The following is an 18,427-nucleotide window of genomic DNA, read 5'->3' as shown; positions in this document are numbered from 1 at the left end:
TAAATTAATGGATAAAATTTTCGTCATACATGAACATCATGCAAGCCATCTGCACTGGGATTTAAGATTTGAAGAGAATAATGTTCTGGTTTCGTTTGCATTACCGAAAGAACCTCCTGTGAATAAAGGTATAAAGCACCTTGCGATAAAAGTTGCTGACCATCCGCTTGAATATGCGGATTTTGAAGGCATAATACCGGAAGGCAATTACGGCGCCGGAATGGTAAAAATATGGGACAAAGGAACTTATAATTTATTAAAGAAAGATAACGGCAAATATATTTTAGATTTTAAAGGAAAAAAAATTACCGGCGAATATACCTTGCTGAAGTTCGCAAAGGCAGGCGATAATCAATGGCTGTTTTTTAAAAATTAAAATTTATGATTAAAAATAATATTAATTTTAATACGGAGGACCGCTCTTATGAACATAGATTTATTAATATCTAACAGAAAAAAATTTGGAGAACTTATTAAATGCGGGCAGAGTCCATGGTTAGACAATATATCAAGATGCATGATTGATTCAGGCGAACTGAAATTGCTGGTCGATAATAATATAATTACAGGAATTACCTCAAATCCGTCTATATTTGAAAAAGCGATTGATTCAGGCAAATGCAACTATCCGGAAACAATAAAAAAAATGTCGTCACAAGGTCTTGATACTTTTGAGGTATATGATGCTATTACTCAGAGAGATATAAAAGATGCCGCTAAAATACTTTATCCTATTTATGAAAAAACGCACGGCAAAGACGGATTCGTCAGCATAGAAGTCCCGCCTGATATTGCAACAGACACAGAAACTTCAATTAAAGAAGCCGATAGGATTTTTCATTCAATAAATGAACCCAATCTGCTGATTAAAATACCTGCTACAACAGAAGGTTTATCGGCTATAGCACGAATTATCGGAAAAGGGATTAATGTCAACGTTACGCTGATGTTTTCTATAACACATTATATAAATGTTGCCGACGCTTATATGGAAGGCTTGGAAATGGCGCATAAAAACGGAATAGATATAAATAAAATTCATAGTGTAGCCAGTGTTTTTATAAGCAGGCTTGATACAATGATAGATAATCTATTGGATAATTTGCTGAATAAAGCCGGCGGGGATGCCAAAAACGGTATAATTTCCTTAAAGGGTCAGGCAGCGGTTGCTAACGCAAAGATTATATATAATAAATTTACAGATATATTCAACGGAGAAAGATTTAAAAAATTAGAATCTATGGGCGCTAATATTCAAAGACCATTGTGGGCTAGTACCAGCACTAAGAATCCGGATTATTATGATTTAAAATACGTAGAACCTTTAGTTGCAAAAAATACGGTAAATACACTCCCGGAACCGACCATAGAAAGCATCGCAGACCATGGAAATATTAAACCTGATACGGCAGAGCTTGATGTTGAGAGTTCTGGAAATATTTTAAATGAGCTAAAAAAAATAGGCATAGATACTGAGCAGGCAGGAGAAATTTTGCAAAAAGAAGGCGTTAAATCATTTGAGGAATCGTATAATAAACTGTTAGATTCAATTAAAAATGTTTGATTATTATTATCAGGAGGGAAAATATAATGCAATTAAAAAAAGGATTTGACAGGGACGGGTTATCAAACGAAGAAATATCATTGTTAAAAAATTTCGCTAAAAAATGCAGAGGCGATATATTAAAAATGACTACGGTCGCATCATCAGGACACCCGGGCGGCTCTATGTCCTCTATTGATATTTATTCTATTTTATACGGCTGCGGCTTTGTTTATAATGATAATCCGTTTAAAGAAGACAGAGATATTATTCTTGTAAGCCACGGTCATACATCCCCCGGAGTTTATTCTGCGTTAGGGAACTATGGTTTTTTTGATGTGGATGATGCTATCACATGGTTCAGATATGCAGGCTCGCCTTTTGAAGGGCATATAGAAAAATATGTTCCAGGTGTAGAATGGGATACCGGAAATCTAGGGCAAGGTCTTTCTGCCGCCTGCGGATTTGCGCTTGCTTCAAGACTGCATGGCTATAATAATCATATTTACTGCATTATGGGTGACGGAGAGCAGACAAAAGGGCAGATATCGGAAGCCCGCAGATTCGCCGTTAAATATAAATTAAATAATTTAACGGTAATAGTTGACCATAACGGCTTGCAGATAGGCGGAAAAATATCCGACGTTATGCCTGACAATATAAAACAAAATTTTGAAGCTGACGGATTTTATACATTTGAAATTGACGGTCACAATTTTAACGACATATATGCAGCAGTTAAAAAAGCGCATTCAATCGATGCCCCTGTCGCGATTATTGCAAACACGGTAATGGGAAAGGGTGTTTCTTTTATGGAAAATAACGCTAAATTTCACGGTTCTACTTTGAATGAGGAAGACTGCAGAAAAGCTTTGAAAGAACTTGCAGAACCGGATAATTTAGTCGAATATATTGACAGAAGAAAACAGAAATTTTCAATTAAACCGCTGGCTGTGCGGAAAAATAATTATATTTTAATTCAAAACGCAGAAAGCGCAATTACTTATACCAGAGAAAAAAATATAGACAACAGGTCTGCTTTTGGAAATGCATTGGCTGATATTGCAAAGAAATACAAGGAAGAAACAGGAGTTCAAAGGTTGCCCGTTGCAGTGTTTGATTGCGACCTTGAGGGTTCTGTCAAAACCGGCAGTTTCAGGTCGCTGTTTCCAGAGAATTTTTTTGAATCAGGTATAGAAGAGCACAATACTGCTACAATATCCGGTGCGGTATCAACTGCCGGCATTATGTCATTTTTTGCAGATTTTGGCGTATTCGGTATCGACGAAGTTTACAATCAGCAAAGATTAAACGATATAAATCATACAAATCTTAAAGTAGTCTGCACTCACAGCGGTATAGACGTAGGCGAGGACGGAAAAACGCATCAGTGCATCGATTATTTCGGTCTGTTAAATTCGACATTCGGATTTAAAGTAATATTGCCTGCCGACCCCAATCAAACTGACAGAGCTATAAGATATATAGCGTCGCATGAAGGTAATTTTGCCGTTATAATGGGCCGTTCAATTATACCGGTTATTTTAAACGATAAGAACAGCCCTGCATTTGGAAATGATTATGAATTTAAATACGGTAAAATGGATAAAATAATAGACGGCGGCGATCTCTGTATTATCTCCACAGGAAATATGGCGGTACACGCTATTGAAGGAGCGAAAATGCTTCAGAAAGACGGAATAAAGCCGATGCTTCTGAATGTATCCTGTCCTTCAGATATAGACATTGAAGATTTGGAAACAGCAGCTAAGACTGGTTTGATAATTACAATTGAGGACCATAATGTAAAAACAGGGGTAGGTACTGCTATAGGTTCTCTGCTTGCAGAGAATAATATTCAAACAAAATTTAAAAAATTAGGCGCAGCTTTTTATTCTTCTTCCGGTAAACCTGCAGATCTTTACAGGATAGCAGGTCTTTCGCCGGAAGGTCTTTATAATGCGGTTAAAAAAATTTTATGATTACGCAGCATGCTTATACTTATCTCTTTAGTTGTATAATTTTGCAGTAGTATGCGTATCATGCTTATCTATATCTTTAGTCAATTGTTTATTCATTCAGTATGATCAGATATTTACTTTTTTTATTTATTTTTAATTTTATATTAATAATTAAAATTTTATATGAGTTTAAAAAATAGCAATATATGGGTCGGGCTGCTCAGAATTTACATAGGCTTGTTCTTTTTATACGCGGTTCATTTTAAACTTGACCCTTATTTTTTCTCTTCCTTTCACGACAAAATAGTTTATTATGCGGGACACGACCCTATTGTATTTTATGCTGACTTTTTAAATAATTATGTAATTCCGAATTCGTTTTTGTTTGCTTTAATGGTTGTTATAGGTGAACTTGCAGCAGGACTTTTGCTGTCGGTCGGCTTTTTAACGCGAATAGCGGCTGTTGTCGGAATTTTTTTAAATTTAAATTATTTGCTGGCGATGTATTGGATATCGCCTGCAAGTCTCGGTATTAATCTGACGTTTATAATATGCGAATTTGTAATTATATTATCGGACGCAGGCAAGACACTTGGATTAGACGGGTTCAGTTTTTTTTGAACTAATATTTTTAAAAGATTGACTTAAATTTTAATAAATATTAAAATTATCTTATAGAGACTAAATATAATCAAAAATGTCTCATATGGTGGATGTAGCTCAGCTGGTAGAGTCCCGGATTGTGACTCCGGTTGTCGCAGGTTCAAGCCCTGTCATCCACCCCATTTATATAATATAAAAAATAAATTACAGTTAGTTTTTACTTTTCCGCACACTCTGATGCCCGAATAATTAAATTTCCTCTATACAAGACGCATTAATCTGAATTAACCATATTTTTACGCTATAACAAAAATAAATAATTTAAAAAATATATTGACAATATCATAATATTTTTGGTACTATTAAAATTTCATTAATATTTCATTAATAATTTGTTATTTTTTTAAGCAGTTTAAAAATTGACATAGAAAGTTTTTATGCATAATTTGTAACTGCTAATTTTATCAGGTAAGGCTGGCGTAGCTCAATGGTAGAGCAGCTGATTTGTAATCAGCAGGCTGCGGGTTCGATTCCCATCGCCAGCTCCATAATAATTGCCAGAAGTAGGAGAGGTGCCCGAGCGGCTAAAGGGAACAGACTGTAAATCTGTCGGCGCAAGTCTACGGAGGTTCGAATCCTCCCCTCTCCACCAGTTATAATTTTTTGAGAGCGAATATTTATTATATAGGCGGGAATAGCTCAGTTGGTAGAGCGTCAGCCTTCCAAGCTGAATGTCGCGGGTTCGAACCCCGTTTCCCGCTCCATTATTCATAGTATATTCTTTGCCCATGTAGCTCAGTGGTGGAGCACTTCCTTGGTAAGGAAGAGGCCATCGGTTCAATCCCGATCATGGGCTCCATAAGGTTAATAACACGTAATATGCAGTATACCAAAATATAATATATATATTAATTTAAATATAATTCAGATTATTTTCCAGGAGGATTAGATGTCCAAAGAAAAATTTGACAGATCAAAGCCGCATGTCAATATAGGCACAATAGGTCACGTAGATCACGGCAAAACAACTTTAACCGCAGCTATTACCAAGGTTCTTTCAAGAAAAGGCAAGGACTTTGCAAATTTTAAATCATACGATCAGATTGACAATGCTCCGGAAGAAAGAGAAAGAGGAATCACGATAGCCACTTCTCATGTAGAGTATTCGACTGATAAGCGCCATTATGCTCATGTCGACTGTCCGGGTCATGCCGATTATGTTAAAAATATGATTACCGGCGCAGCTCAGATGGACGGCGCAATTCTTGTAGTTTCGGCTGCAGACGGACCTATGCCTCAAACAAGAGAGCATATTCTTTTAGCGCGTCAGGTAGGAGTTCCCTATATTGTCGTATTTTTAAATAAAGTAGATATGGTTGATGATCCTGAGCTGTTAGAACTCGTCGAATTAGAAGTAAGAGAGCTTTTGACGTCTTATAATTTTCCGGGAGATACCGTTCCTGTAATAAAAGGCTCTGCTCTTAAAGCATTAGAAGCGGATACTGATAACGAATGGACTGCTAAGATAATAGAGCTCATGGATGCGGTAGACGAGTATATACCGCTTCCTAAAAGAGACATAGATAAACCTTTCCTGATGCCGGTTGAAGATGTATTTTCAATATCAGGCAGAGGAACGGTAGCAACGGGCAGAGTAGAAAGAGGAATAGTTAAGGTAGGAGACGAAGTCGAGCTTGTAGGTATTCAGGCAACGACTAAAACAGTAGTTACCGGAATTGAAATGTTCAGAAAATTACTCGATGAAGGCAGAGCCGGCGATAATGTCGGAGTCCTTTTAAGAGGCAAGAAACGTGAAGATATAGAAAGAGGTATGGTTCTGGCTAAACCCGGTTCTATTACCCCGCATAAAAAATTTAAAGTTGAAGCCTATATATTAACTAAAGAAGAAGGCGGTCGTCATACTCCGTTTTTTAACGGTTATCGTCCGCAGTTTTACTTTAGGACTACAGATGTTACAGGAGTCTGCACATTGCCTGAAGGTGTTGAAATGGTAATGCCCGGAGATAACGTTTCTATGGCGGTTGAACTTATAACGCCTATAGCGGCCGAAAAGGAGCTGAGATTTGCCATAAGAGAAGGCGGACATACGGTTGGCGCCGGTGTTGTAACAGAGGTTGTAGAATAAAAATACTATATATAAAATAAAAAAGAGGGATTTTCGATGAGAGAAATTATTACACTGGCATGCAGTCAATGTAAACAGAGAAACTATACTACTACAAAAAATAAAAAATCTACTACGGATAAATTATTGCTTAAAAAATATTGCAAATTTTGCAAAACGCATACCGAGCATAAAGAAACACGTTAAGTTTATTAAATCGGAACATTTAGGCCAGTAGCTCCAACGGCTAGAGCATCGGACTCCAAATCCGAGTGTTGGGGGTTCGAATCCCTCCTGGCCTGCCAGAAAATTATTATATTATAAGGAAAAATAAATTTAATGAAAACAAATGTCCTGGAACTTATAAAGAAAGGGAAAAAATATTTATATGATGTAAAAGCCGAATTAGGCAAAATAGTTTGGCCGGAAAGGGATAAGGCAACTAAAACTACTTATGTTGTTTTAGTTTTTATAGTGCTCGTAACAATATTTTTAGGACTTGTTGATATCGGGTTTTCTAAGGTTATTTCCTTTATAATTTGATAAATTTGAATTTTACATAATAAATAGAGGCTGCATAGTTATCTATGCATAATTATAACAATATGACGGATAATTTGAAAAATTACGGCGAAGATAAAGAACTGTACGATGAAAAGAGCGATGCGGATATGAAATGGTACGCTGTTCACACATATTCCGGATTTGAAGATCAGGTAAAAATCGGATTAGAGGAGAGAATTGCTTCCAGCGAACTCAAAAAATATTTTGGCGAAATTATAATTCCTAAAGAAGACGTTATAGAAAAAGGTATAAAGGGAGTAAAAAAAAGGGTACAGAGGAAGTTTTTGCCAGGTTATATATTTGTCAATATGCAAATAAATACAGAAACATGGCATTTGCTTAAAGGTACCCCTAAAGTAACGGGATTTGTCGGTGACCAATTGAATCCGCAATGTGTAGATGAATTTGAGATAGAAAAAATTAAAGCACAGATAAATGAAGGAATAAAACGTCCTAAATCTAAAATAGAGTTTTCTAAAAACGATAGTGTTAAAATTATTGACGGTCCTTTTTCAGGTTTTAACGGTGTTGTAGATGATGTAAAATCAGATAAAAATAAATTAGAAGTTCTTGTTTCTATTTTTGGCAGAGCAACGCCGGTTGAACTTGATTTTACCCAAGTTGAAAGAAATTAACATAAATTTTTTATAAATTTTATCCGGAGATAAAAATATGGCAGTTAAAAAAATTCAAGCGTTAGTCAAACTCCAAATTGTTGGAGGCAAGGCGAATCCAGCGCCTCCTGTCGGACCTGCGCTGGGTCAGCACGGCGTGAATATTATGGAGTTTTGTAAGCAATTCAATGAAAAAACCAAAAGTCAGGAAGGTACGGTTATTCCGGTTGTTATAACAATATATGCAGACAGGTCTTTCGATTTTATTTTAAAAACACCGCCAGCTTCCGTTCTTTTAACTCAGGCAGCCGGAATTCCAAAAGGCTCCGGTCAGCCAAATAAAAATAAAGTAGCATCAATATCAAAATCAAAAGTAATTGAAATTGCAAAAACGAAGATGCCGGATCTTAATACTAAAAATATAGACAGCGCCGTTAACATTATAAAGGGTACTGCAAGAAGTATGGGTATAGATATAACGGATTAAATAGTCGCAATTGTTTTTGGAATTGTTTAATATAGTTCAAAATATTCAGTTTAAGGTATTTAGGATTTATAATATATATAAGGAGCAGGTTTAATGAAAAAAAGAGGAAAGAAATATTTAGAAGCTTTAAAAAAAGCAGAGATAGGCAAAAATAAATATTATGGATTAGAAGAAGCTGTTAAAAATGTAGCGGAGCTGCATTTTGCAAAATTTGACGAATCAGTAGATATTGCCATTAATCTCGGTGTAGATGTGAGAAAAGCAGATCAGCAGGTTAGAGGCGCCGTAGTGCTGCCTCACGGGACAGGAAAAGTTATTAAAATTCTTGTTTTTGCAAAAGCCGAAAAAGAACGTGAGGCAATTAACGCCGGAGCCGATTATGTCGGTCAGGATGATATGATTGCAAAAGTTCAGCAGGGATTTATGGATTTCAACCGTGTTGTTGCCACGCCGGATATGATGGCCAGTGTCGGAAAATTAGGTAAAATTTTAGGTCCAAGAGGTCTGATGCCAAATCCAAAAGTCGGGACTGTTACATTCGATATTGCCAGGACTGTAAAAGAATTAAAAGAAGGCAGAATTGAATTTAAAGCTGAGAAGAATGGTATACTTCATGCATCTATCGGAAAAGTTTCTTTTGGAGCTTTAAAATTAAAAGAAAATGTCGCCGCTTTATTGGATACGGTATTAAAATTAAAACCTGCGTCCAGTAAGGGTTTGTATATCAAAAAAGTTTCGTTATCTTCGACAATGGGGGTAGGCATTAATATTGATATTGTTAATTTAAGAACGGAACTTAATTTTTAATTATTTTTGCTATATTTGTGTTTTAAAAAGATTTTATATATATAATAGTTTGTCAATGACTGTTGGTATTAAATAAACCCAACAAGAGACAAAAGAGCTGTTACCCTGATTTTTCATTTAATGCTCTTATGTGTCTGCAGATATCTAATAGTAGCATTGATAAAATTTTAGCACTAATAAAATTTAAATGAAAAGGAGGGGAGAGGAAAGTGAAAAAAGAAAAAAAGAATGAAGAAATAAATTTGATTAAAGAAGCGGTAGTCAATTCTAAAGGTATTTTTATAAGCCATTATGTCGGTCTTAGCGTTGAAAAATTTGATGCATTAAGAAGTGAAATTAATGCTAATGACGGCGTTCTTAAGGTTTCTAAAAATACGTTAATGAATATTGCATTTAAAGATACATATGCCGGAGCTTTAAAAGATTATTTGAAAGGACCTAATTTTTTAATTTTAACAAATAATAACGCACAAGGCTGTGCAAAGGCCCTATCTAAGTTTGCGAAAGAAAATCCGGATAGTATAAAAATCAGAGCAGGTTTTTATGAATCTTTTTTAGATCAGAACAAAATTCAAGTACTGGCAACATTACCATCTAAAGAAGTTTTAATCGGCAAATTAATGTTTGCAATCAAATCACCTCAAGTACGTCTTGTATTTGCTCTTAAATATCCGCAGATTAAACTTCTGCAAGTGCTATCGGCTCTTAAACTTAAAAAATCGCAAGCTTAACAATAACTTTATATTAATTTAAATAAAATTAAAAATTTATTTATATATTAAATTTTTGGAGGATTTTATAATGGCTATAACTAAAGAAGATGTGTTAAATTATATTGAAAATGTATCGGTAATCGAATTAAATGATCTAATAAGTGCAATAGAAGAAAAATTTGGCGTTCAGGCTCAAATGGCTATGGCAGGACCTCAGACAGCAGCTGCCGGACCTGCAGGAGCACAAGCCGTCGAGGAAAAAACAGAATTTGATGTTATTCTTGACAATGCAGGAGCAAATAAAATTCAGGTAATTAAAGTAGTAAGAGAATTAACCAGCCTTGGATTAAAAGAAGCGAAGGACCTTGTCGACGGTGCGCCGAAAGCAGTTAAAACCGGTGTAAATAAAGAGGAAGCAGACAAAATTAAAGCTAAATTAGAAGAAGTTGGCGCAAAAGTAGAAGTAAAATAATAGTATTATAAATAATACCGGGAGTAAAAATTTAAATGGCTAAAATAAAATCAGAAATATCAAACGATCGTGCAGGCGGTTTTGGAAACAGATCGTATAATTTAGAAAATTTAGATTCAATTATAATAAGAAAAGAATTTTCTAAAATTAAAAAAGTTATTGATATTCCGAATCTTTTAGATATACAAAGAAAATCATACGAAAGATTTCTGCAGAAAGATGTTTCTCAGGATAAAAGGCTTAATATCGGGCTTCAGGGTGTGTTTAACTCAGTTTTTCCGATTAAGGGGTTTAACAATAATTTTTCGTTAGAGTTTATAGGGTATACAATCGGCGAGCCTAAATATTCCATTGAAGAGTGCAAGCAAAAAGGTCTTACCTATAGCGCTCCATTGCGGATATTAGTTCATTTAATAACTTATGAAGAAGCAGAAAGCGGATCTGATGAAAATATTCCAAGAGATATAAAAGAGCAGGAAGTTTATTTCGGCGAAATTCCGCTGATGACGGAGAACAGTTCATTTGTAATCAACGGAATAGAAAGGGTTATAGTAAGCCAGCTGCAAAGATCTCCCGGTGTAATATATGATAAAGACAAAATAAGAAATGATGCTCAAGGAAAATCATATTACACTGCAAGGATAATTCCTTATAGAGGCTCATGGCTTGATTTTGAATTTGACCAAAAAGATATGGTTTTTGTCAGAATCGACAGAAAAAGAAAATTTCCTGTTTCTATTTTATTAAAAGCGCTTGGCTACAGTAAAGATGACATATTAAATAATTTTTATCAGGAAGAAATATACAAATTCGAAGACGGTAAATTTTTAAGAAAGATACCTAAGAATTTTTTAGGTTCAATTAAAATTATAGCAGATGTAAGAAATCCTAAAACTGGTGAAATTATAGCCAGAAAAAATAAAAGGGTTACAAAACTTATTATTAATAAGTTGGAGGAGGCGGGTGTTGAATTTCTTCCATGCGAGGAAGAAGGAATTGTAGGCAAATATCTTATTAAAGATGTTTTATTTGAAGGAGATATAATTGCAAAAGCATTACAGCCGATTACGCGCGATACTTTAGAATTATTTAAGAAATACGGAATAAGCGAATTTTCTGTATATTTTATCGATGACATTAATGTTTCATCATCTATATTAAATACAATATTAGCTGATAAATTAGAAACAAAAGAGGAAGCTTTTATTGATATATACAAAAGGATGCGTCCCGGCGATCCTGCGAGCTTATCGTCAGCACAATCATTTTTTGAAAATATGTTTTTTAATTCTGAGAGGTACGATCTTTCGGAAGTAGGCAGGCTAAAAATAAATAATAAGCTGAATATGAACAAAAGTTTAAACGACAGGATTTTATCACCGGATGATGTATTGAATGTTGTTAAATATTTAGTAGATTTAAAGGACGGCAGGGGTGTTGTCGATGATATTGACCATCTTGGCAATAGGCGGGTTAAAGCGGTTGGAGAATTGCTTGAGAACCAATACAGAATCGGATTAGTAAGAATGGAACGGGCAATAAAAGAAAGAATGAGCATACAGCGTCCTGATTCATATATGCCGAACGATTTAGTTAATCCAAAGCCCGTAACGTCTCTAATAAAAGAATTTTTTGGCAGAAGCCAATTGTCGCAGTTTATGGATCAGACTAATCCTTTATCGGAGATCACTCACAAAAGAAGATTATCAGCTTTAGGTCCTGGAGGACTAACTAGAGAAAGAGCCGGATTTGAAGTAAGAGATGTCCATCCGACGCATTACGGAAGAATATGTCCGATTGAAACTCCGGAAGGACCGAATATTGGGCTAATCGCCTCATTGGCATCTTATGCGAGGGTTAATGAATACGGGTTTATTGAAACACCGTACAGAAGGGTTAAGATAACCGATGAAGGTTCAATGATTACCGATGATGTTGACTTTCTGACGGCAATTGAAGAAGAAAAATATATAATTGCTCAGGCTAACGCATTAGTGGATAGCGGCGGTTATCTTGTAAATGAATTAATTCCCGTTAGAAGAAGCGGCGAAATAATTATGGCATATCCAAACGAAGTTGATTATATTGATGTTGCGCCAATGCAATTGGTCTCGGTGGCAACTTCATTAATACCGTTTCTTGAAAATGATGATGCAAATAGAGCATTAATGGGTTCTAATATGCAAAGACAGGGAGTGCCGTTATTGAAACCGGACGCACCTCTGATTGGAACCGGGGTTGAGAAAATAGTGGCTAAAGATTCAGGGGTTTGCGTTGTAGCGCGCCAAAGCGGCATCGTTAGTTATGTTGACGGAACAAAAATAAATATAAGGCGTGATATGTCGGCAGCGGGTAACATTGCCGAAGAAATAGCGCCGATAGATATTTACAATTTGACTAAATTTGAAAGATCTAATCAAAATACTTGTTTAAATCAAAGACCGTTGGTAAAAATAGGTCAGAAAATAAAAAAGGGCGATATAATTGCAGACGGCACGTCTACGGAATTTGGAGAATTAGCCCTTGGACATAACGTTCTGGTTGCTTTTATGCCATGGAACGGATATAACTTTGAAGATTCTATATTGATTAGCGAAAGAATATTGCAGGAAGATAGTTTTACTTCAGTTCATATTGAAGAATTTGAAGCTATATGCAGAGAAACTAAATCTGGAAAAGAAGAAATAACCTCTGATATACCCAATATTGGAGAAGATTCCTTAAAAAATTTGGATGAAGACGGCATTATAAGAATAGGAGCAGAGGTTAAGGCGCAGGATATTTTAGTAGGCAAGGTTACGCCTAAAGGCGAAACTGTTTTGACGCCGGAGGAGAAACTGTTACGCGCTATATTCGGCGAAAAGGCAAGAGAAGTTAAGGATACGTCTTTGCGTGTGCCGCCTGGTGTAGAGGGCGTAGTTGTCGATGTTAGAATATTTTCGAGAAAGGGTATAGATAAGGATTTAAGAACGAAAGAAATTGAGAATTCTGAAATTACTAAACTTTTAAAAGAAGAAAATGACGAAGAAAAAGCATTATTAGAAAATTCTCTGAAAAAAATGAGGTCTGTTGTTTTAGATAAAAGCGTTAATGCAAAAATTGCAATATCGCAGGGGCATAAGCAGATTATTTTAAATAAAGGAGATAAAATTACGGAAGAAATAGCCGTAAGGTTAAATAGAAATGATATTTTTAATTTAGAATTTGAAGAAGGATATAAAAATATATACGACAAATTAAAAAAAATAGACGATGAAGCTCAGGACGGTGTTGAATTTATAAAAAATGCGTATGAAGAAAAAATTAACAGAACACAGAAAGGGGACGAATTACCTCCCGGAGTTTTAAAAACTATTAAAGTATATGTTGCGATGAAAAGGAGGCTGTCCGTAGGCGATAAAATGGCCGGAAGACATGGCAATAAGGGTGTCGTTTCTAGAATATTGCCAATTCAGGACATGCCGTTTATGAAAGACGGCAGAATAGTCGATATGGTTCTGAATCCATTAGGTGTTCCTTCAAGAATGAATGTGGGGCAGATTCTTGAAACGCATCTTGGATGGGCTGCGCATAATCTTGGTATTCAGATTAACGAATTAATAGAAAATAATTTTGGAGCTCCTGCTGTAAGGGAAAAACTGCTTGCTATTTTTGGCGACTCACCGGTTGCTCAAATAATAAAAAATTTGAATGATGAGGAAGTTATAAAAGTTGCTAAAAAGTATAAAAAGGGTGTTTACATGGCTACTCCTATTTTTGATGGAGCAAAAGAATCGGATATCAATAAATATTTAAAACTTGCCGGCGTTGATGAAAGCGGTCAAGTTGATTTATACGACGGAAGAACCGGAGAAAAATTTGATAGAAAGGTTACCGTTGGAATTATGTATATGCTTAAATTACATCATTTAGTTGACGATAAGATACATGCTAGGTCAACCGGACCATATTCATTGGTAACACAGCAGCCTCTTGGCGGCAAAGCTCAATTTGGCGGTCAAAGACTTGGGGAAATGGAAGTGTGGGCAATGGAGGCTTATGGCGCTGCAAATACTCTTCAGGAGTTTTTGACGGTTAAATCAGACGATGCGATCGGCAGAACCAAAATGTATGAGGCTATTGTTAGAGGCGATACATCATTTAAGGTTGGTTTGCCCGAATCATTTAACGTTCTTATAAAAGAACTCCAGAGTTTATGCCTTAACGTGGAATTATTAAAGGAGGCCGATAATGCTGTTTGAAAATGAAATAAATGACGCAGATACTGCAAGTATAGAAGATATTAAAGATGATTTAGATAAAGAAGAAGTAGAGACTCATTTTTCGAAAGAAATGAACTTTAAAAAGTTTTTCAACAAAGATGAAAGATTTTTTAATGAAGAGAATGATGTTAAGGATCCATTAAGTTTTAATAGAATCAAATTAAGCTTAGCTTCACCTGAAATAATAAGAAGTTGGTCTCATGGAGAGGTTAAAAAGCCGGAAACAATAAATTATAGGACACTTAAACCTGAAAGAGACGGACTTTTCTGCGCTAAAATATTTGGTCCTATAAAAGATTACGAATGTAATTGCGGGAAATATAAAAGAATGAAGCATCGTGGCATAGTATGCGAAAAATGCGGTGTTGAAGTTATTCAGTCTAAAGTTAGAAGAGAACGGTTGGGACATATTGAACTGGCTTCTCCTGTTGCACATATTTGGTTTTTTAAAAGTCTTCCGTCAAGAATCGGCAGTTTGCTTGATATGACTTTAAAAGAGATTGAAAAGATTCTTTATTTTGAATCATATGTTATTTTAGATGCAGGCGATGCTGCAAAAGCAGGCGTCAAAACAAAAGATGTAATAACTGAGGAAAAATATTTAAAGCTTAAAAAAGAAGGCTACAGTTTTACTGCAGAAATTGGAGCTGCTGCTATCAAAGAGCTTCTAAAGATGATAGAACTAGAGTCTATGTCTAAAAGTCTGAAAGAAGAAATCAGAATTTTACCAAATGGAGTAAAAAAGAAAAAACTTGCAAAACAGCTTAAAATTATTGAAGCTTTTAGAACATCTGGGAATAAACCTGAATGGATGATTCTCGACGTAATTCCCGTAATACCGCCTGATTTGCGTCCGTTAGTGCCTTTAGAAGGCGGCAGATTTGCAAGTTCAGATTTAAACGATCTTTACAGAAGAGTAATAAATAGAAATAATCGTTTAAAGAAATTAATTGAGCTATCGGCACCTGATATTATTATAAAAAATGAAAAAAGAATGTTACAGGAAGCTGTCGATGCGCTGTTTGATAATGGCAGACGCGGCAGGGTAATAATGGGTTCCAACAAAAGACCTTTAAAATCCCTGAGCGAAATGCTGAAAGGAAAAACAGGAAGGTTCAGATTAAATTTATTGGGCAAAAGAGTCGACTACTCAGGAAGGTCGGTAATTGTGGTAGGTCCGGAATTAAAGCTTCATCAGTGCGGCTTACCTAAAAAAATGGCTATTGAACTTTTTAAACCTTTCATTTTTCACCAGCTGCAGCGAAGAGGCATTACAGATACATTAAAAACTACTAAAAAAATGGTAGACAGAGAAGCGCCGGAAGTTTTTGATATATTAGAAGAGGTTATAAAAGAGCATCCTATTTTATTAAATAGAGCGCCAACCTTGCATAGATTAGGCATTCAAGCATTTGAGCCTATATTAGTCGAAGGTAAAGCTATACATCTGCATCCGTTGGTCTGTGCCGCGTTTAATGCCGATTTTGACGGAGACCAGATGGCAGTTCATGTTCCGTTATCAGTGGAGGCGCAAGTAGAAGCAAGGGTATTGATGATGTCAACAAACAATATACTTTCTCCGGCTAACGGAAAACCGATAATAGTGCCTTCGCAGGACATGGTTTTAGGGCTGTACTATATGACTCGCGAGATGCCGTTTGCTAAAGGGGAAGGGAAAATATTTGCAAATGCCGATGAAGTAAAGCTTGCTTATGAAAATAAAAATGTTGATTTACATTCGAAAGTAAAAGTAAGAATAAATGGAAAAATAGAAAATACTACGCCTGGCAGAGCTATACTATTTGAAATAATACCGGAAAAAATAGATTTTTCATTGATTAATAAAACAATGACAAAGAAAGAAATTGCAAATCTTATAGACTACGTATTTAGAATATGCGGCCCTAAAGAAACAGTAATTCTTGCAGATAAATTAAAATCAATGGGCTATCAATATTCAACTAAATCGGGTATATCTATTTGCATCAATGATATGAAAATACCTAAAGAAAAATATCAAATGATAAAAGACGTTACGTCTAAAGTTGAAGAAATTGAAAATAATTACAAAGAAGGACTGATAACCGATGGAGAAAGATATAACAAAGTGGTTGATACATGGGCAATTACAACTGAAGAAATAGCCAAAGTTATGATGGACAAACTTGGTTCCGAATCTTTTAAAGATGAATCAACAGGAAAAGCGACGGAAGGAAAAAGTTTTAATTCTATTTATATGATGGCAGATTCCGGTTCAAGAGGTTCTGAAGCTCAAATCAGGCAGCTTGCGGGTATGAGGGGACTCATGGCAAAACCTTCCGGTGAAATAATTGAAACTCCCATTACCGCTAATTTTAGAGAAGGATTAACCGTTCTTCAATATTTTATATCGACTCACGGAGCAAGAAAAGGTCTTGCAGATACAGCCTTGAAAACTGCTAACTCTGGGTATCTAACGCGAAGGCTTGTAGATGTTGCGCAGGATGCTATAATATCAGAACATGATTGTCATACTATAGACGGCATAGTAGTTTCAACATTAGTTGAAAGCGGAGAGACCATTGAACCGATAGAAGAAAGAATTTTAGGAAGGGTCGGTTTGGAAGATATAGTAGATCCGTTTACGGGTGAGCTCATTGTTAAAGCTAATGAAGAAATAACCGAAAATCATCTGGCAAAGATTGAAAATGCGCATATTGAAAATGTAAAAATAAGGTCTGTACTGACGTGTGCTTCAGAAAACGGTGTTTGCGTTAAATGCTACGGCAGAGATCTTTCTACCGGACATTTGGTGAATATAGGTGAGGCTATAGGCGTTATGTCGGCGCAATCGATAGGCGAGCCCGGAACTCAATTGACTATGAGGACGTTCCATGTCGGCGGTACTGCATCAAGAAGAACAGAGCAGGCTAGCATTGAAAACAAATATGCAGGTATCGTCAAATTTAATAACATGAATGCTATAAAAAATAGATACAATGAGTATGTAGTTATAAATAGAAACGGTGAAATAATAATCGAAGATGAATCAGGAAGAGAACTTGAGAAATTTAAATTAGCTTATGGTTCAAAGATCAAAGTAGAACCGGATTCTATGATTAAAGAAAACACGCTTATAGCAGATTGGGATTCGTATATAAACCCGATAGTAACTGATATTTCCGGAAAAATAAGGTTTGAAGATATTAGAGAATCTGAAACAATGCAGGAACAGGTCGATGAAACGTCTGGATTATCCAGAAAAGTAATTATGGACTCAAGAGACCAGAGTTTAAAACCAAAAATATTAGTTAAATCTCAACTGGAAGAAAAAAGTTATTTACTGCCTATCGGAGCGCATCTTTCAGTTCAGGAAGGCGATGAAGTATTTGCGGGAGATGTAATTGCAAAAATACCAAGAGAGACGACAAAGACCAAGGATATAACAGGCGGTTTACCAAAAGTCGCAGAATTGTTTGAAGCAAGAAAACCTAAAGAATTAGCGGTAATTACCGAAATAGACGGAAAAGTTACTTTTGGAAAAGATTTTAAAGGTAAAAGAAAAGTAATTATAGAACCGCCGCACGGTGAGCCAAGGGAATATCTAATTCCTAAAGGCAAGATTGCCAGTGTTCATGATGGCGATTATGTGAAAGCCGGCGAAGCATTAATGGATGGTTCTCCCAATCCGCATGATATTCTTAAAGTTCTTGGAGAAAAAGAACTTGCAAAGTTTCTTGTTGATGAAATTCAAGAAGTGTATAGACTTCAGGGCGTAAAGATTAATGATAAGCATATTGAGGTTATAGTAAGGCAGATGCTTAAAAATGTCAGAATTAAAGATTCCGGCAGTTCCAGATTTCTTGAGGACGAAATAGTTGATAAGAGCGTTTTTGAAACAGAAAATAAAAAAATAATGCAGGAGGGCGGTACTCCTGCATCTGCAGAACCTGAGCTGATGGGTATAACCAAAGCATCGTTAAGCACAGAAAGCTTTATATCTGCAGCATCATTTCAGGAGACTACTAAAGTCTTAACTGAGGCTGCCTTACAGGGCAAGGTTGACTTTTTACGCGGTTTAAAGGAAAATGTCATAATGGGAAGGCTAATTCCTGCAGGCACCGGATCTAAAAGGTACGTAGACATAGATATTAAAGTCTCGTAGAATAAAATTATTGTATAAAAATAAAGATATTTTGAGTAATATTAAAAAAAGTGTTGACAAAATTGAAATTGAATTATAAAATTATCAATTCAACAATGTGGCAATTAATAATTAATAAAATATTGTTAATAA

14 protein-coding genes and 6 tRNA genes are annotated in these 18,427 nt (G+C 35.6%); all 20 read left to right on the top strand.

Features of this window, described 5'->3' with window-relative positions; translation table 11 throughout:
• Window positions 1-7: 7 nt before the first annotated feature.
• The 20 genes from EVJ46_02170 (at window position 8) to rpoC (ending at window position 18,295) form a co-directional block, all read left to right on the top strand.
• On the top strand, window positions 8-376 hold the full coding sequence (locus tag EVJ46_02170) for a hypothetical protein (protein ID RZD17059.1): 369 nt from the start codon (window positions 8-10) through the stop codon (window positions 374-376).
• Between the two features lie 48 nt (window positions 377-424).
• Window positions 425-1,564, top strand: coding sequence for a transaldolase (gene tal, locus EVJ46_02165; GenBank protein ID RZD17058.1), 1,140 nt, complete (start codon window positions 425-427; stop codon window positions 1,562-1,564).
• A 26-nt stretch (window positions 1,565-1,590) separates the two neighbouring features.
• The gene (locus EVJ46_02160) at window positions 1,591-3,525 is read left to right on the top strand and encodes a transketolase (protein ID RZD17057.1); all 1,935 of its coding nucleotides are present in this window, start codon (window positions 1,591-1,593) and stop codon (window positions 3,523-3,525) included.
• 162 nt (window positions 3,526-3,687) lie between these two features.
• Window positions 3,688-4,125, top strand: coding sequence for a DoxX family membrane protein (locus EVJ46_02155; GenBank protein ID RZD17056.1), 438 nt, complete (start codon window positions 3,688-3,690; stop codon window positions 4,123-4,125).
• Window positions 4,126-4,213: 88 nt separating this feature from the next.
• Window positions 4,214-4,289, top strand: a tRNA-His gene (locus EVJ46_02150).
• Between the two features lie 291 nt (window positions 4,290-4,580).
• Window positions 4,581-4,655, top strand: a tRNA-Thr gene (locus tag EVJ46_02145).
• 18 nt (window positions 4,656-4,673) lie between these two features.
• A tRNA-Tyr gene (locus tag EVJ46_02140) sits at window positions 4,674-4,759 on the top strand.
• Window positions 4,760-4,795: 36 nt separating this feature from the next.
• Window positions 4,796-4,871: transfer RNA gene (locus tag EVJ46_02135), tRNA-Gly, on the top strand.
• 20 nt (window positions 4,872-4,891) lie between these two features.
• A tRNA-Thr gene (locus EVJ46_02130) sits at window positions 4,892-4,966 on the top strand.
• Between the two features lie 90 nt (window positions 4,967-5,056).
• Window positions 5,057-6,253 carry an elongation factor Tu gene (gene tuf / locus EVJ46_02125; protein RZD17055.1) on the top strand — a complete coding sequence of 399 codons (1,197 nt, stop codon included), beginning with the start codon at window positions 5,057-5,059 and terminating at the stop codon, window positions 6,251-6,253.
• A gap of 36 nt (window positions 6,254-6,289) precedes the next feature.
• Window positions 6,290-6,439 (top strand): 50S ribosomal protein L33, encoded by a 150-nt coding sequence (rpmG, locus tag EVJ46_02120; GenBank protein RZD17054.1) that lies wholly within the window; start codon window positions 6,290-6,292, stop codon window positions 6,437-6,439.
• Between the two features lie 21 nt (window positions 6,440-6,460).
• Window positions 6,461-6,537: transfer RNA gene (locus EVJ46_02115), tRNA-Trp, on the top strand.
• 34 nt (window positions 6,538-6,571) lie between these two features.
• Window positions 6,572-6,775, top strand: a complete 204-nt coding sequence (secE, locus tag EVJ46_02110) for a preprotein translocase subunit SecE (GenBank protein ID RZD17053.1) — start codon at window positions 6,572-6,574, stop codon at window positions 6,773-6,775.
• Window positions 6,776-6,903: 128 nt separating this feature from the next.
• Window positions 6,904-7,431 (top strand): transcription termination/antitermination factor NusG, encoded by a 528-nt coding sequence (gene nusG, locus EVJ46_02105; GenBank protein ID RZD17446.1) that lies wholly within the window; start codon window positions 6,904-6,906, stop codon window positions 7,429-7,431.
• Window positions 7,432-7,468: 37 nt separating this feature from the next.
• Window positions 7,469-7,897 carry a 50S ribosomal protein L11 gene (gene rplK, locus EVJ46_02100; protein ID RZD17052.1) on the top strand — a complete coding sequence of 143 codons (429 nt, stop codon included), beginning with the start codon at window positions 7,469-7,471 and terminating at the stop codon, window positions 7,895-7,897.
• Between the two features lie 93 nt (window positions 7,898-7,990).
• The gene (locus tag EVJ46_02095; GenBank protein ID RZD17051.1) at window positions 7,991-8,704 is read left to right on the top strand and encodes a 50S ribosomal protein L1; all 714 of its coding nucleotides are present in this window, start codon (window positions 7,991-7,993) and stop codon (window positions 8,702-8,704) included.
• A 209-nt stretch (window positions 8,705-8,913) separates the two neighbouring features.
• Complete coding sequence (locus EVJ46_02090) at window positions 8,914-9,435, top strand: 50S ribosomal protein L10 (GenBank protein ID RZD17050.1); 522 nt, start codon at window positions 8,914-8,916, stop codon at window positions 9,433-9,435.
• Between the two features lie 70 nt (window positions 9,436-9,505).
• Entirely contained in the window at window positions 9,506-9,889 is a 384-nt protein-coding gene (locus EVJ46_02085) for a 50S ribosomal protein L7/L12 (protein ID RZD17049.1), read from the top strand.
• Between the two features lie 35 nt (window positions 9,890-9,924).
• A complete protein-coding gene (gene rpoB / locus EVJ46_02080) occupies window positions 9,925-14,130 on the top strand; it encodes a DNA-directed RNA polymerase subunit beta (GenBank protein RZD17048.1) in 4,206 nt (1,401 codons plus the stop codon).
• Between the two features lie 91 nt (window positions 14,131-14,221).
• A complete protein-coding gene (gene rpoC, locus EVJ46_02075; protein ID RZD17445.1) occupies window positions 14,222-18,295 on the top strand; it encodes a DNA-directed RNA polymerase subunit beta' in 4,074 nt (1,357 codons plus the stop codon).
• Window positions 18,296-18,427 lie beyond the last annotated feature (132 nt).

Origin of the sequence: Candidatus Acididesulfobacter guangdongensis (assembly GCA_004195045.1) — a bacterium.
Lineage (GTDB): Bacteria > SZUA-79 > SZUA-79 > Acidulodesulfobacterales > Acidulodesulfobacteraceae > Acididesulfobacter > Acididesulfobacter guangdongensis.
The sequence above is the reverse complement of the archived record's forward strand: the minus strand, read 5'-3'. Positions and strand labels throughout refer to the sequence as shown.